Here is a 16,435-nt window from a genome sequence, read left to right as displayed (position 1 = left end):
TCCGAAATGATCAAAAGGCCTAGAAATTTTTAAAGCGAATTAAGTAAACCCAATTAACCACAAAGAGTAAATGTATGAATAACTTACCATTTGGCAAAACGTGGCGACTGATACCTCATGACCCACGGTTTTGTAAACCTTTACGTATTATGAAAATTAGTACCTGCCTTCTTTTCGCCTTTGTGACCGGAGTTCAAGCCAATGGCCTTGCACAGAAAGTTACTTTGAAGATGAAAAATGCAAGGATTGAAGAAGCATTGAATGCGATTTCCAAACAATCCAATTTGCAATTATTTTATGGGGAGAATATTGATTCTAAGGTGAGGGTCAATGTGAACTTAAAAAATGCTTCAGTAGAAGAAGCATTGAATTCTGTCCTACGCAACAATCATATAGACTATAAGATTATAGCAAATACGATTTCAGTTAATGGCGAGGAAGGCAGTCGTTCGGATCGAAATGCGCTGCAACAGGGTATCTCTGGAACTGTTAAGAGTCAGGATGGAAAAGGGTTGAGCGGTGCAACAGTAACCGTAAAAGGAACCTCTATTTCAACACAGACTGACGACTTGGGCCATTTTAAAATCAATGCTTCTACATCGGCTGTTTTGGTTGTTCGGTATGTAGGATTTGGCACCCGGGAAGTCTCAATGGACGGTAAGTCAACCGTAAATATTACACTTACGGCTAATGATTTAAAATTAGACGAAGTCAACGTCGTTGCGACCGGATATCAGAATCTTGATCGTAAGTTTTTCACGGGGGCATCCACGAAAATTGATGCGAAAGAAGCCGAACGAGCTGGGGTTCCTGATGTTTCCCGGATGCTGGAAGGCCAAGCAGCGGGTGTCTCTGTTCAAAACGTATCTGGGACATTTGGTGCAGCACCAAAAATTCGGGTACGGGGCGCAACCTCATTAACTGGGGATAATAAACCCTTATGGGTAATTGATGGTGTTATCTTGGATGAGGCCGTCAATATCTCCAACGAAGCATTATCTACAGGAGATGCTAATACATTATTAGGGTCTTCTGTAGCAGGGCTAAACCCCGACGACATCGAATCGATTACTGTGTTGAAAGATGCTGCCGCAACTGCGATGTATGGTGCTGCTGCGATGAATGGAGTGGTCGTCGTGAATACAAAAAAAGGTAAAAATACAGATGGGCAGGTACATTTTAATTATTCTGGAAACTTTACGACCTATATTAAACCCAACTATAACCAATTCGATATCATGAATTCTGCTGAGCAGATGCAGTTGGTAATTGATATGGAAAACAAAGGTTACCTCAATCACTCTCAGGTTTCGAGAGCTGGAACAGGAGGGGTATTTACCAAAATGTATAACCTTATGTATGAGTATGATCCTAGCACTGATTCTTTCAAACTCAGAAATGATGCTCCTTCTCGTTATAATTTCTTACAACGTTATGCAAATGTAAATACAGATTGGTTTGACCTATTGTTTAGAAACAGTTTTGTACATGATCATTCGTTAAGTATGAGTACCGGAACTGCAAAGGCACAGACCTATGCTTCAACGAGTTTTATGAATGATCCTGGTTATACGCTTGGCAATCAGGCAAAACGTTTTACGGCGAATATTCGTAATAACTATAAGATCAATGATAAATTGAGTACAGAGTTTATTTTTCAGGGAAATATCCGTGATCAACGTACGCCTGGAACTCTAAATCGTAACTCCGATGCAGTTTATGGTAGTTATTCCCGGGATTTTGACATTAACCCATATTCCTATGCGCTCAATACCAGCCGTATTATTACACCTTACGATGAAAATGGTGACCTGGAGTATTTTACGCGAGATTATGCGCCATTTAATATCTTCAATGAACTCGATAACAATTACATCAAACTAAAATTGATGGATATTAAAGTTCAGGCGGGTTTAACGTATAAGATTTTGCCCTCCTTGACCTATTCAGCAACCGGAATGTATCGTTATTATAATTCCGAAAGGCAACATATGATCACGGAGAATGCCAACCTTTCTAAAGCCTATCGGGCAAACCAAGACCAAACTGTCAATAGCGGAAATCGCTTTCTTTACGCTGACCCCGATTTTCCAAATACCGATAAATATGTTATTCTTCCCAATGGAGGATTTTTTAATGTAGCCAATAACAATATGATCAGTTATTATATGCGGCACAATTTGGAATTCAACAAAAAGTGGAATGACCATACCATGAATTTGTTTGGAACTTATGAACTCCAATATGCAGATAAGCAGAGCCACGATTTTAATGGGCCAGGAATCGAATATGGAAATGGCAATCTGGTTTTACCTGCCTATCGGTATTATAAAAAGCAGATTGAATCCGGCGATTCGCCATTTGCGATGAATTATACTTACGACCGTAAACTCGCTTATGCATTGCGCGGTGCTTATAATTATAAAGATAAATACTCATTTAACTTTACAACCCGTTATGACGGGGCCAATAAAATGGGCCGTACGAATGTCGCAAGGTGGTTACCTACATGGAACGTATCTGGAGCATGGGATATCGATCAAGAGAATTTCTTTAATAGAGATAATAAGATCTTGTCACGCGCTAGGTTAAGGGGAACTTATGGTCTGGTTGCTAATATGGGGAATGCTTCTAATTCTTCGGCTGTTTTCTATAATGCTATTACTTATAGACCTTACGACGGAGAAAAAGAAGGCAAGATTAGCATAAATGGCCTGGAAAATTCCGAGCTAACCTGGGAGAAAATGTACGAACTTAATATTGGTACAGATTTAGGATTTTTGAACGATCGAATCGATCTGAATTTTGATTATTATAGGCGTAATATATTTGATTTAATTGGGCCAATTCGTACTTCAGGGATTGGTGGACAATTTGAGAAATTAGCAAACTACGCTGATATGAAAGGTCATGGGGTTGATATTCAGCTTGGCGGATATCCATTTAAAGACCCGAATGGTTTTACCTGGCGTACACAGCTTACACTTGGTTTTAACAAAACGAAAATTACCAAATTAAATGTAACCCGCAATATCTGGGATCTGATTTCAGGCGAAGGTGGAGCAATGGTCGGCAAACCTCATAGAGGTTTGTATTCTCTAGACTTTGATAAATTGGCCGCCAATGGAGGTTATCCGACCTATATCGGTACGGATGGTACTCCAGGTGAAACTTATTTCTGGTTTCAGGACAATCAAACGGAATTTCTTAAATATGAAGGACCTGTGGATCCGACGCTTGCCGGAGGCTACTACAACCGATTGGAATATAAAAATTTTAGTTTTTCCTTTTTGTTGAAGTTTGGTTTGGGCAATATGGTTCGTCTACAGCCTAATTATTCTCCTGTATATCTAGATATGTATAATGTATCAAGGGAACTGATCAATCGTTTTATTTACAAAGGCGACGAATATTTAACAGTAATTCCTTCTACACTCGATGGGTTAACTGCAGAATTTGATGTCCAGAATGCTGCTGGTGACCGTACGGCATCTGTTTATTCTTATAATGCTTACAACTATTCCTCAGAACGTGTAGCAAAAGGTGATTATCTACGTTTATCGCAAATTTCCGTGGGATATAATATTCCCAAATCTGTTGTCAGTAAAATTAAATTTAGAACTGCGCAAGTAAATTTGGTGGGTAATAACCTCTGGCTGATTTATTCCGATAAAAAATTAAATGGAGTCGATCCTGAGTTCTATAACAATGGAGGGGTAGCCTTACCCGTTCCGAAGCAAGTAACTCTATCTGTAAAATTGGGATTTTAAACGACTAAATTATGAAACTTACAAATCTTAAATATTTATTCATTTCTTCTACGCTGCTACTCAGCAGTTGTAACAAATATCTGGATCAGCAACCGGATATGCGCGCCGAGATCAATTCGGTTGATAAAGTCAAAAGACTGATTACCTCAGCTTACCCTTTTGGTAATTATCTTGCTATGGCCGAAACCTATTCAGATAATGTGGAAGATAAAGGGGTAGGCGGTCTATACCAGCCAGTTCCTTTCTTATATTTTTGGCAAGACATCAACAACAATGATACAGACAGCCCCAATAGCTACTGGAATAATTGTTACGCAGCAATTGCAGCTGCAAACCATGCTTTGGCAGCAATTGAAACGAATAACTTCGGAAAAGAGATTGCAGCGTTCAAAGGCGAGGCTCTAGTTGCAAGGGCGTATGCACATTTTATGCTCGTCAATTTCTTTGCAAAAGTCTACGACTATAAAAATCCGGAGGCTAATACTTCACCTGGTATTCCATATGTTACTGAACCTGAGACAGTTGTAATTAAGAAGTATGATCGTGGAACGGTGAAATCTGTTTATGATAATATTCGGAAGGATCTGGAAGAGGGATTAGCACTTTTAGACGGGAATCCAGCAGAATGGAATGTACCAAAATACCATTTTACACCAGCTGCTGCGCATGCCTTTGCATCTCGATTCTATTTGTTTACAGGCGAATGGCAAAAAGTGGTTGACAATGCCAACAAAATTTTTGCAGGAGGAAATTTTGCAGGAAAATTAATCCCCTATAATTCCACATTCAAGAAAATGACCTTCGAGGAGGTGCATACGGTCTTTTCCAAAGCCGATCAACCTTATAGCTTGCTGATTAACGAAACTTACAGTGGTTATCAACGCTGGTGGAATAATCGTTATGCTATGGGTATCAATGTGTTTCAAAAGATTTATAATGGTACTACGGCTGCAGGAGCGAAGTTTTATAATTTCGGTGTCTCCTATGGTGCTCCACACTATACTACTTATATCTGGAAGGAATTTTGGTACGTAACAAATGCAACCGCAAATACAGGATTTCCTATGCTTATGGTCCCGGTATTAATTACAGATGAGGCACTAATGAATCGAGCAGAGGCCTATTTGGAATTGGGAAATAATGCAGCTGGTATTGCCGATATGAATTTAATGGCAAGCAATCGAATAGATGGTTACAATCCTACAAACCATGCTGTAACAGCTGCAAAATCCAAAGCATTTTTTGGTGTTCAAGATGATAAGGAAGCACTTATTCAGACGGTTCTACAATTTAAACAAGTTGGATTTATGTCGATGGGTTTACGTTGGTTCGATATTATTCGTAAAGGCATAACAGTAAGACATCTTGTTATTGCCAACGATGAGAGTGAGTCTTATATCGAATTAAAGCCTGAGGATCCAAGACGTGTTTTCCAGATCCCACAAGAAGCGAAGTTGTCAGGTGTTGAACAAAATCCAAGGTAATTTTATGAAAACGATAACAAAAACATGTATAATAGTCGGTCTGTTCGCTAGTTTATATTCCTGTGTAAAAGAGGAGAAGCTGAATACTAAAATTGAAAATTACGACACCTTTGTTCCAGGAACTATTGACGAATGGATTACAAAGAATTTGACCGATCCCTATAATATTGAAGTAGTCTATCGGTATCAGCGAAATATGCATGATATCAATAAAAATATAGCACCGGCAGACGAATCCAAGGTTATTCCACAAATGGATGTGGTAATTAATGGTTTTTTGGATGTTTATAAGAAAATTGGGGGAGTACCCTTTATAAAAACATACACACCCAAACAGTTTGCTTTATTTGGATCAGGTGACTACGATGTGGATGGTTCAGTAAAAGGTGGAACTGCAGACGGAGGTAGACGGATCACATTGTATGGGGTTAATAATTTTGACATTGCGAATTCAAATTCTGTAACTGGTAACCTTCAGGTTATTCACCATGAATTTACCCATATCCTTAATCAGATGAGATTTATCCCTGCTGAGTTCGGAAAAATCTGTGCAGGTGATTATTATTCGAATTGGACTGCACAGGAGAATGACCAGGCAAAAGCAAGATCATTGGGCTTCATTACACCTTATTCGAGAAAGTCGATAGGAGAAGATTTTGCTGAAGTCTTATCACATTTAATCGTCGCTGGTCAATTGTATTATGACGATTTTGCTTACGATAGTGGAAAGGATGCTTATCCCAAGTTTAAACAAAAAGAAGCGATTGTACGGGATTATATGATGCAGAATTTTAACATCGATGTAACGCAATTGCAGATTGAATTTCAGCGCGTCATGGCGGAAAAATATAAATCTAGCCGGTATTCCGCCACAACAGCATTGAGCAATGACTATGTTGGTTCGTTGGACTGGGATATCCGAAACACCTGGGGATTAGAAAACACGATTTCCAGCAAGCAAAGATCATTATTTATGGCAATTTTGGATGAGCTCGGAGGCTGGACCACCAAATCAATGACCTTCCAGTTTGTCTCCGCCACAAAGGCGACATTAAACATCGGTTTTGGCGATAATAGTGTAACCTACACGGCATCCTACGATTTTGATATTGTAAAAAATACAGACAATACATTTAAAATCGCTAAGTCGGCGACCCAAGGGACAGGCAATAATTATGGTAATGGTAACATTGACTGGGTATTAAAAGATACGAAACCCCTGATCGATTATTTGGGCAGTACTAGTTTTTCGGCCGACTGGAAACAAGTTGATTTGTCGGTCAATCCGAGCGATTATCTGCAATTTATGATCTTAAAAGATACAAAGGATCCAAATGCAACATTTATGGGCAAAGTAAATTTGAGGAAGTATTAGATTATGAAAAAGATATTTTATTTAATGTTTTTGGTCCTATTGGCTTTCAGTTGTAGCAAACCAAAAGAAATGGATCCCATATTCGGCAATCCCGATGATAGGATTTCCGATACATTATTGTATGTTAAAAAGACATTGGTAGATGCACCATATGGATGGAAAGCTTATACAACCACGGAGATATCCAAAGGGGGATATGGCTTCTATATGCAGTTTGGTGAAAATGATCGATTAAAGATGGTTGCGGATTTGAACGAGACTACGTCTTCCGTAATAAAAGAGTCTACCTATCGCATACGTCAGATAATGTATGCTACGCTTTCTTTTGACACGTATAACTATATTACTATGTTGCAAGACCCAGATCCAAGTGTTTTTGGTGGAACAGCTGGGAAGGGACATGGTAGTGATAATGAATACGATTACGTGAAGACCCATGGCGATACCTTGTTCTTTCAGGGACGGAAGTTTATTAAACCGCTTATTCTGGTTAAAGCAAAAGAAGATGAAGCAAAAAAATATACTTCGAAGGGCTATCTTGATGTAATTAATAAAAACAAAGCATTTTTTAAGAAAAACCCCTTGACCTCCATTGTTGTGGGCAATGTGGAAGCAGAATTGGCATTTGGTTTTCGAACCAAAAGAATGTCTATTATTACAGCCAATTCTGATGGAAGCTTTTCTTCTTCTTTTGTTGAATTCTGTAATACAATTGACGGTATTGAAATCGTTGGCGGCGTGCTGATAAATAATATTCAACTACAGCGTTTCATATGGAAAGATGAAAATTCTCTTGTTGGTCTTGACAAAGATGGTAAGGAATATCCGTTGAAAATTAATTCTTCTTCTGTGGTTCCGTATCTTACAGCGTTAGGGGCAAGTTTCTCTGTGATTACAATTCCGGATGTGACGACGTATAATGGCTGGAGTACAAATTTTGCAACACGTAAAGCGCAAGCAAAAGCAGGAATTAATAGATGGGCATTCGACGGGGTTAATTTCTTTATTTTAAGGACTATAGATTTTAAGTTCCAATCGGTTAATAAAAGGATGTCTGTTGTGTTTAATACGACATACGAAGGTTCGAAGACATTCAACCTAACCTATAACTATACCTATACAGTTGAAAATGGTAAATTTAAATTTACATTAAGTGGGACACCTACGGGAAATGATGGAGCACTTTACAACGATGTTCGCTATTTACTGCAGGAGCGGATTAATGTTGACACGTTTGAACTGGGGTACTTTGTGAATTCCGAAACCGGAGAAGTCATGTCTCAATTTAAGAGCGTTGAGCATCCTGATTTTTATTTTACAGGTCAAAATAATTAATGTTTTATTTCAGTATCGATCGGGCGGTGGTCGGGTCGATACTGATATTTCTATTTATAATGATGTTGCTATGAAAGAATTTTATAAAAGTATTTTAATTCTTGGATTACTGTTTATTGGGGGATGTGGTAAAAATTCATTAGACCCAAATAGGTCGCAAAAATTTGCTGCTAGTAAAGACAACGAGTTTATTGAGAAGGTAGTTGTTTCAGCTACAGAATTTAATTCTTGTGCAGAAAAATACAATGATTCTACGATGCGATATATGAGATATGCTGGTACACATGACGTGTCAAATTACGACTTTGCAACGAAAATGTCGCAGCTGATTCAATCAGGTTTGGCATGCTCAGCTTCAACATCACCGAATACACCTGTTGGACCTCAGCCATGGACTCCCAAGCCAATCGACGTGAATATAGATTATACTCCTGATGTAATTTATACTTATTTAGATAATCCTTCGCATTATATCGGTTCTTCCAATTTGACGACAATGAAATGTTTGATTTCTTCGTACAAATCTCTTATAGCTCAGAACCTGATTGTAAGTGATATCAATGAAAGAACTTTGTTGTTTTCTAAGCAGGTCGTAAATGATGGCTATGAGAATGTCTATATTAATCCTTTACCACATTATGATCCTTGGAGTGGATTTTATCTTTTAGCAGCGATACAGACCTTGGTAGGAACAAGAGACATTAGTGAACAGATCTATAATCAATATTTTGCTGGTAATTCAAATGAAACCATTGTTTATCCTGTTGTTCAAAATATTGGTTGGATATATATAGGTAACACTGGCGGGCCGAACCAAGAAAATATTCTTCCTGAGGTTCAAAAAACTGTACAGATAAATTATAATTCTAGCTTCGCTTTATATGCACCAACTTGGGAAAAGATTTATCAAGATCCGCGAATAGAGCCTATGCCTAGTACTAGCATATATTTTAATGGTTTTAACAATAAACTGTACTCCAATAGTAGCTTTACCCAATATGTACCAGATGGCTTATATAGATTACCAGCAGAGCATCAAAGTTTGTATGAGAAGAATCATTTTATTGTTGAAATAAAAAATGGTGAGATCTATAAGCAGTTTGGAAAATCTTAGATAATACGGCTAAGCCAAGTGAGCAAGATTATGATAAAAATTCTTAACCTACTTATCTTTTTTTCAGTTCTTATTTTTTGTGCTTGTTATAGGCATACTCATGTGATAAAGACTGAAATTATAGGAAAGATTCCCATATCAGCTCCCTTCTATATCGATTTATATAGTTTCGAGACAGGTGAAAAGATGATGTCTGATACATTAGATTAAGAAGATTTTGTTTTAACTAGTAAATCGCTCCCAAAGGGGATTTATCAAATAGTTTTTTCGTGGGAGCGGAATGTGGTGAAGCCGCAGGAGATTGAGCGATTTGCCCGTCAGCCTGAACTTGGTACACCAAAGTATTATATTTCAACTATATTTTGGCTCGATCCCAATGAGTCCGGAAAATATAAGTTCTTGCTTGAAAGTCCTGGTAAACAAGCGGAGTTAGAAGAACTACTGTTGGCTAAAAATGGAAGCGAATCTATTAAAATGGCGGTTGTATCAGGTGGAAAAAACAACAAGTTATATAATGAATACTTAACATTAGTGGATCGTTATAAGGATAAAAACAGACATCAAAAAGATAGTCTTCAGCAAGTAGCAGTACGTTATAGTGATCATAGATTCTTGCAAGAAGAAGGTCGAATACAAAAGCTCTTATCAAAAGACTGGTTGGTTGATGTGAAGAACGAACTGTTAACTGAAGAAATCGATTTTATGAAAGAGAATATTGACAATGAGGTCATTCATCGTATTTATCAAATTCAGTTAAACAATAAAGAAGATGTCGAACGGTATCGTGAAATATATAACTTGTTTCAATTTAACGTGAGACAGAATTTGGCCAATAGTAATTAAAATAATAGACCTATTAAAAATCATTAGTTATGAGAGAAGTCTTTAAAACACAGATAAACTTCGGTAGTTATATCTGGGGAGTTGCGATGATTATATTTATCGTGATGCTATCTTATGGAGGTCTTGAAAAAGGACTGTATCTAGGCACACTATTGTTATTTGGCGTATTCGCGATAACTTGGTATTTTACATTCTTTTATAAAAGGTATTGGATTGAAGGTGATAAGCTTTTTATTAAGACAGTCTCGGGTACAAAGTCTGTAGATATTACTTCTATATGTAAATTAGAAACTGATAAGGTAGACTGGTTTGGTACGATGAGACTTACAATTTTAAGGCCTTATAGAAAAGGAATGGTACTGCACTATAATAAGATCGACGATATATTCGTTGATCCAGAAAATCCTACCGAATTTATTGATAAATTAAAACAGATTGCACCGAATATCGATGTCATAGCAGGTAAATAGTTTACCGTTTTGAGTCACTTATATCGAACCAAATCTGTTGTTAGATTCTAAAGTTACTTATGCTAAACGACTCTGGCTTCCTTCTAATTGGAGATTCAGTGATATAGTCGATAAATCGCCATAAATAGAGCGTCCTGTATAGTAGATTGTAGCTATTCCTTAGGAATATAAGCTGAAAAGGATAACAGTACAATTCTTGTTACAATACAAATTGGCTTTTTGGGAACAAACTCATTTTGTGTGTTATTCTTTGTTTTTACTTCCTTTTAAGCAATTATCTTTTATTTTTCATTGCCGATTTTCTAAGTTCATAAGGAAAAAAGAGAGTATGAAATTCTGCTTGGTAACTTTTTTGTGTGAATAGTAAAAAATATTTAGCACTTTTACCAAACAATTATTAAGCACTTACATGTAAGTGCACATACATGTCCTAAAATATCCGCTACGAAGTACAATTTGTAGTCGCGGGATCTTTAACGATGCAGAAGGAAGAAGTATTATTTAAAACACACTATAACGGGTTGTGCCACTTTGCTTGGAAAATTGTTGGTGATTTAGCTGTAGCTGAAGACCTGGTTCAAGATTCATTTGTCGCTTATTTTAAAAACACCGATCAGGTCAGCGACAATGAGATTGCCGTTAAAAATTACTTGTATAGTTCGGTTCGTTTCGCCTGTTACAATCATATTCGCCACGAAAAAGTACAACAAAGATATTGGAATGTTGTCGGTTTTACAGAAGAGGATAATATAGCCCTTGAATTGAACATGATTCATAGCGAGGCTATCCAGGAAATTTACAGAATTATCGAACAGATGCCAACCTCTTGTCAACAAGTCTTTCGCCTTGGCTATTTAGATGGCTTGTCTAATCTTGAAATAACCCGGGAATTGAAAATTAGCATCAATACCGTAAAAACCCAAAAACAGCGCGGTATGAAAATGCTTTTAAAACGACTAAATCCTGAGTTTTTACCCCTTATTATATTTTTGTTAAAAAATATTTAAATTCTTGTCACCCTTTTCCTGCCTTAAGTTTCTTTACTGTACAATATGGAAGAAAACTCAGGGCATATCTCTCAGCTGCTTCAAAAATTTTTATTTGGTCAATTGACCGAATTAGAACAAAAACAATTTGAAGAGTGGCTACAAGCTAGTGACCAAAACAGACGGCTTCTAGAATCATTTCGAAAAGCAAAGAGTATTGAACAAGATTTAGCTGTTGTTAAGCAATTGGATGCAAATAGAGCTTGGGAAAAGCTTAACAGCAGGAATAATAAATCTAATTATAAGTGGTTTATCAGTATTGCCGCATCGTTACTTCTATTGGCCACATTTTTCTATCTATGGCAGAGCAGTTATTTGAAGACAGATGAAGATGCTGTACATAATCTAACTTTGAATTTGGAGCAGGATGTCGAACCCGCACAGAGTGGGGCTATTTTACATTTGTCCAATGGTGAAAAAGTTGTGCTTAATAACAAGACGTCCAAAACCTACCATACAAATAAGACATTTGTTGGAAATGGCGCGGAATTAATCGTTAAAAACGATAAAAACCAGCAAGTATCTCGTTTGAATTCGCTCATAGTGCCACGTGCAAGTTATTATAAAATCACTTTGAGCGATGGTACCAAAGTTTGGGTTAATGCACAGTCGAAATTAAATTTTCCGGCGCAATTTTCAGCAGATGAAAGAAGGGTGAGTTTAGAGGGAGAGGCCTATTTTGAAGTGGCACATGACGCTAAAAAGCCTTTTTACGTTGATTCAAAAGCTGGAGAAATCAAGGTTTTGGGTACGCATTTCAATGTATTCGCTTACCACGATGATATCCGTGCAACGCTAGTCGAAGGTAAAGTAGAGGTGCGACAAAAGGAAAATAAATTAGAATTGAATCCAGGTGAATTTGCTTCCCTTTCGAAAAATAATATGATAAAGGGGAATGCTGATATTCAGCAGGATTTAGCTTGGCATAACAATGAATTTTACTTTAAAAAGGAAACGATTGTAAATATTGCTCATCAACTGTCCCGATGGTACGATCTGGATGTGAAATTTAGGGGCAATGTGCAACTCAGCAAAGAATATAGCGGTAGTATACAGCGCGATGTAAAACTTTCTCAAGTGTTGGAGATGTTATCGTATGTCAGTGACCTTCGATTTGAAGTTCACGGTAAGGAATTGATTATTGAGAACAAAAGCTAACTTATTTTAAAATATAAAACTAATTCAGCAAGGCTTATGATATAATATTACTATCCAATCATTAAAGTGCCCCAAAAAAAGAGAACAGGAATGTTGGCGCATCCCTGTTCAGAAATGTGATCAAAGGGCTCATAACTTAAAAGTGAACTATTAATTACCTAATTAACCACAAAATGTAAATGTATGAATAACTTACCATTTAGCAAAGCCTGGTCCTTGTTACCCCAAGATCATAGGTTTTGCAAACCCTTACGTATTATGAAAATTAGTACATGCCTTTTATTCGCATTTGTAACCGGTGTTCATGCTAAAGGAACAGCCCAAAAAGTTACCTTGAAAATGAGGAATGCACGGATTGAGGAAGCGCTTTCTGCGATTTCTAAACAATCCAACTTGCGTGTTCTCTATAGCGAAAACTTAAACGCTAAATCTCGTGTTACAGTCAATCTAAAAAATGCGTCTGTAGAAGAGGCGTTAAACTCGATTTTAAGAGATAAAAATATCGAGTACAAAATTATTGCAAATACAATTTCTGTCAATAGTAATGGAAAGAATGACGTAGTTGTCGAGGGGACACAACAGTCGATCGCTGGAACAGTTAAAAATGCTGAGGGGAATCCGTTGGCTGGTGCTACAATCACCGTCAAGGGAACTTCCATTTCCACGCAAACCGATTCAAACGGACATTTTAAGATAAATGCTGGGGGAAATGCGGTATTGGTTGTCCGATATGTGGGTTATAGCAATCTTGAAGTTAGTGTCAATAATAGAAGTTCCATCGCGATCGTATTGGATTCTAACCAAAATCAAATCGACGAAGTTGTTGTAACAGGACTTGGAGCTAAAATAGACAAAAGAACATTTACAGGGGCTACATCTAAGGTCGATATGAAAGATATTGAACTTGGTGGACTTCCTGATCCATCAAGAGCTTTGGAAGGCCGTGTTGCTGGGGTTTCGGTTCAAAACACAACCGGAACTTTTGGATCAGCTCCAAAAATTAGAGTCCGTGGTGCAACGTCAATTTATGGTAGTTCAAAACCGCTTTGGGTAATTGATGGGATTATCATAGAAGATGTGTCAAACGTCTCTTCAGATGATCTGTCTTCGGGAGATGCATTGACCCTAATCAGTTCTGCTGTCGCCGGCTTAAATGCCAATGATATTGAGTCGTTTACCGTGCTAAAAGATGGTTCTGCGACTTCAATATATGGTGCTAGGGCTATGGGAGGTGTTATTGTTATTACAACAAAGAAAGGAAAAGCTGGTCGGAACTCCGCCAATTATGTGGGTGAGTTTACTTCAAGAGCGATTCCTTCTTATAATAATTTCAATATCATGAATTCTCAAGAGCAGATGGCATTTAATCAAGTTCTTGAACAAAGGGGATGGTTGACAATGGCAGATGTGGCAAGTAGATCCGAATCGGGTGTCTATGGGAAAATGTATGAATTAATAAAGGCAGGTCAATTAGAAAATACACAAGAAGCGAGAAACGCTTATTTAAGGAAAGCAGAGTACCGAAATACAGATTGGTTTAAACAATTGTTCAGCCGGACAATCATGCAGAACCACTCAGTCAGTCTTTCATCAGGTACAGAAAGAGCACAATATTATACATCCATTAGTGGTGTTTTTGATAATGGCTGGGCGCGTAAATCAGATGTGAAACGCTATACAGGGATGTTTAATGCTTCCTATGATTTATTTGATAATCTTAAATTAGATTTGCGAACAAATGGATCCTATCGTGATCAGCGGGCTCCTGGTACATTAGGTTCTTCTGTAGATCGAGTTTCCATGGAAATTAAACGGGATTTCGACATTAACCCTTATAGTTATGCATTAAATACTTCACGGACACTTGATCCTAATGAATTCTATACACGGAATTATGCACCATTTAATATCCTGCATGAATTGGATAACAATTACATGGATATAAATGCTGCCGATATTAAATTTCAAGGAGAATTGCGATGGAAGCCGATCAAGGCATTGGAATTGGGGTTATTGGCCGCTACAAGATATCAGCAAACATCGCAACAGCACTATATTAAAGATCAGTCAAATCAGGCATTAGCTTATCGTTGGATGCCTACTACGTTTATTCGTGATGCGAATCCTTTCTTATATACTGATCCGAGTGATCCTTATGCAGTGCCAGTTTCTGTCTTACCATATGGCGGTATCTATAATCGTACAGACAATAAGATGTTGACAAAGGATTTCCGTTTTACAGCAGCTTTCGACAAAACTTTTAAAGAGATCCATAAGATATACGCATTTGCCGGTGCTGAAACGAATTCTGTGGATCGAAATCAGAACTGGTTTAGAGGTTGGGGTTTGCAATATGATTTAGGGGAAATTCCATTTATAGATTATAAGCTGTTTAAGAAAAGCCAGGAAGAAAATGCTGATTATTATTCTATTGATAGAAGAAAAAATGGTGATATAGCTCCTGCTCGTAACAGACAAGTAGCATTTTATGGAACCGCAAATTATACGTTTGACAACCGATATACTATTAATGGTACATTACGCTACGAAGGGACCAACCGTTTAGGACGTACAACCTCTGCACGTTGGATGCCGACATGGAACGTTTCAGGAATGTGGAATGTAATGGAAGAGGATTTCTTCAAGAAATTGGAGACACCTTTTTCAAACCTGAGTTTTAAGGGTTCTTATAGTTTGACTGCTGATAGAGGTCCCGACTTTGTAACCAATTCGAAGATTATCATTCAAAGTTATAACCCATGGCGTCCTAATACCGCAGATAAAGAAACAGGTCTTAATATTTCTGATTTAGAAAATTCGGAACTTACCTATGAAAAGAAACATGAGTTAAATATAGGTACTTCCATTGGTTTATTTAAGAACAGGATCGCATTGGATGTTGATTACTATAAACGTAAGAACTTCGACTTAATCGGTATTGTCAATACACAGGGACTTGGTGGCGAGATTTCAAAGTACGGGAATGTTGCCAATATGGAATCTCATGGATTGGAATTTAGTCTTTCCGCAACAATATTGAAAAAGCAAGATTTTTCGTGGGTTTCTAGCTTTATTTACACCAAAGCGAAAAACAAGATTACGGCTTTGGAAAACAATAGTCGAGTTGCAGACTTAATTGCTGCTGGCGGATATGGACGGGTTGGTTATCCCGTAAGACCGCTATTTTCCATTCCATTTAATAGACTTCTTCCGAATGGTCTGCCCGTCTACAATTACATCGATGGAGCAGAGACAACAACGGGGGTTTATTTTCAGGAACGCAAGCAAATTGACTGGTTGAAGTATGAGGGGCCAACTGAACCGACCGATATGGGAAGTTTTGGGAACGTATTTTCATATAAGAATTTTAAGCTCAATGTATTTATCACCTATTCTTTTGGAAATGTAGTTCGATTGGATCCAGCATACAAAACAGGTTATTCCGACTTAAATGCTACACCAAGGGAATTTTGGGATGCCTGGACTGTTCCTGGAGAGGAAGCATTTACGAATATTCCTGTGATTTTGGATAGACGTTTTATCCGAAACAATAGTCAATACGATTATGCTTATAATGCCTACAATTATTCAACGGAAACTGTTGCAAAAGGTGATTTTATTCGTTTGAAGGACATTTCCTTGTCTTATGAGCTACCAAAATATTTTGTGCAATCTCTTAAGATGAGCAATCTTGGTGTACGGTTCAATGTGATCAATCCTTGGTTAATTTATGCGGATAAGCGCCTTAATGGGCAAGATCCAGAATTTGTTAATTCAGGAGGTGTGGCATTACCAATTGCGAAACAATATACATTAACCTTAAAAATGGGATTCTAGCAT

Annotated in this window: 10 protein-coding genes; all 10 read left to right on the top strand. The window is 37.5% G+C overall.

All coding sequences use genetic code 11. The features are described from left to right. The first annotated feature begins 149 nt into the window (after positions 1–149). The 10 genes from DTA23_RS12355 (at position 150) to DTA23_RS12310 (ending at position 16,432) form a co-directional block, all read left to right on the top strand. A complete protein-coding gene (locus DTA23_RS12355; RefSeq protein WP_172462405.1) occupies positions 150–3,770 on the top strand; it encodes a SusC/RagA family TonB-linked outer membrane protein in 3,621 nt (1,206 codons plus the stop codon). 11 nt (positions 3,771–3,781) lie between these two features. Further along, the gene (locus DTA23_RS12350) at positions 3,782–5,254 is read left to right on the top strand and encodes a RagB/SusD family nutrient uptake outer membrane protein (protein WP_112374925.1); all 1,473 of its coding nucleotides are present in this window, start codon (positions 3,782–3,784) and stop codon (positions 5,252–5,254) included. A 4-nt stretch (positions 5,255–5,258) separates the two neighbouring features. Further along, complete coding sequence (locus DTA23_RS12345; RefSeq protein ID WP_146753070.1) at positions 5,259–6,629, top strand: substrate import-associated zinc metallohydrolase lipoprotein; 1,371 nt, start codon at positions 5,259–5,261, stop codon at positions 6,627–6,629. 3 nt (positions 6,630–6,632) lie between these two features. Then, entirely contained in the window at positions 6,633–7,964 is a 1,332-nt protein-coding gene (locus DTA23_RS12340; protein ID WP_112374923.1) for a DUF4302 domain-containing protein, read from the top strand. Positions 7,965–8,034: 70 nt separating this feature from the next. Beyond that, entirely contained in the window at positions 8,035–9,078 is a 1,044-nt protein-coding gene (locus DTA23_RS12335) for a hypothetical protein (RefSeq protein ID WP_146753069.1), read from the top strand. A 282-nt stretch (positions 9,079–9,360) separates the two neighbouring features. Next, on the top strand, positions 9,361–9,921 hold the full coding sequence (locus DTA23_RS12330) for a hypothetical protein (RefSeq protein WP_146753068.1): 561 nt from the start codon (positions 9,361–9,363) through the stop codon (positions 9,919–9,921). 29 nt (positions 9,922–9,950) lie between these two features. Beyond that, entirely contained in the window at positions 9,951–10,391 is a 441-nt protein-coding gene (locus tag DTA23_RS12325; RefSeq protein ID WP_112374920.1) for a PH domain-containing protein, read from the top strand. 479 nt (positions 10,392–10,870) lie between these two features. Beyond that, positions 10,871–11,398: an RNA polymerase sigma factor gene (locus tag DTA23_RS12320; protein ID WP_112374919.1), complete on the top strand. Its 528-nt coding sequence runs from the start codon at positions 10,871–10,873 to the stop codon at positions 11,396–11,398. Between the two features lie 45 nt (positions 11,399–11,443). Next, on the top strand, positions 11,444–12,595 hold the full coding sequence (locus tag DTA23_RS12315) for a FecR family protein (RefSeq protein ID WP_112374918.1): 1,152 nt from the start codon (positions 11,444–11,446) through the stop codon (positions 12,593–12,595). 258 nt (positions 12,596–12,853) lie between these two features. Continuing rightward, positions 12,854–16,432: a SusC/RagA family TonB-linked outer membrane protein gene (locus DTA23_RS12310; protein WP_239468759.1), complete on the top strand. Its 3,579-nt coding sequence runs from the start codon at positions 12,854–12,856 to the stop codon at positions 16,430–16,432. Positions 16,433–16,435: the final 3 nt, after the last annotated feature.

Source organism: Sphingobacterium multivorum, assembly GCF_900457465.1.
In the GTDB taxonomy this organism is placed as follows: domain Bacteria; phylum Bacteroidota; class Bacteroidia; order Sphingobacteriales; family Sphingobacteriaceae; genus Sphingobacterium; species Sphingobacterium multivorum.
The sequence above is the reverse complement of the archived record's forward strand: the minus strand, read 5'-3'. Positions and strand labels throughout refer to the sequence as shown.

What these genes read in the sequence shown, in the direction of transcription:
- DTA23_RS12345 (WP_146753070.1), top strand. Translation starts at nt 5,259, where the DNA reads ATGAAAACGATAACAAAAACATGTATAATAGTCGGTCTGTTCGCTAGT.
- DTA23_RS12350 (WP_112374925.1), top strand. Translation starts at nt 3,782, where the DNA reads ATGAAACTTACAAATCTTAAATATTTATTCATTTCTTCTACGCTGCTA.
- DTA23_RS12355 (WP_172462405.1), top strand. Translation starts at nt 150, where the DNA reads ATGAAAATTAGTACCTGCCTTCTTTTCGCCTTTGTGACCGGAGTTCAA.
- DTA23_RS12310 (WP_239468759.1), top strand. Translation starts at nt 12,854, where the DNA reads ATGAAAATTAGTACATGCCTTTTATTCGCATTTGTAACCGGTGTTCAT.
- DTA23_RS12325 (WP_112374920.1), top strand. Translation starts at nt 9,951, where the DNA reads ATGAGAGAAGTCTTTAAAACACAGATAAACTTCGGTAGTTATATCTGG.
- DTA23_RS12315 (WP_112374918.1), top strand. Translation starts at nt 11,444, where the DNA reads ATGGAAGAAAACTCAGGGCATATCTCTCAGCTGCTTCAAAAATTTTTA.
- DTA23_RS12320 (WP_112374919.1), top strand. Translation starts at nt 10,871, where the DNA reads ATGCAGAAGGAAGAAGTATTATTTAAAACACACTATAACGGGTTGTGC.
- DTA23_RS12335 (WP_146753069.1), top strand. Translation starts at nt 8,035, where the DNA reads ATGAAAGAATTTTATAAAAGTATTTTAATTCTTGGATTACTGTTTATT.
- DTA23_RS12340 (WP_112374923.1), top strand. Translation starts at nt 6,633, where the DNA reads ATGAAAAAGATATTTTATTTAATGTTTTTGGTCCTATTGGCTTTCAGT.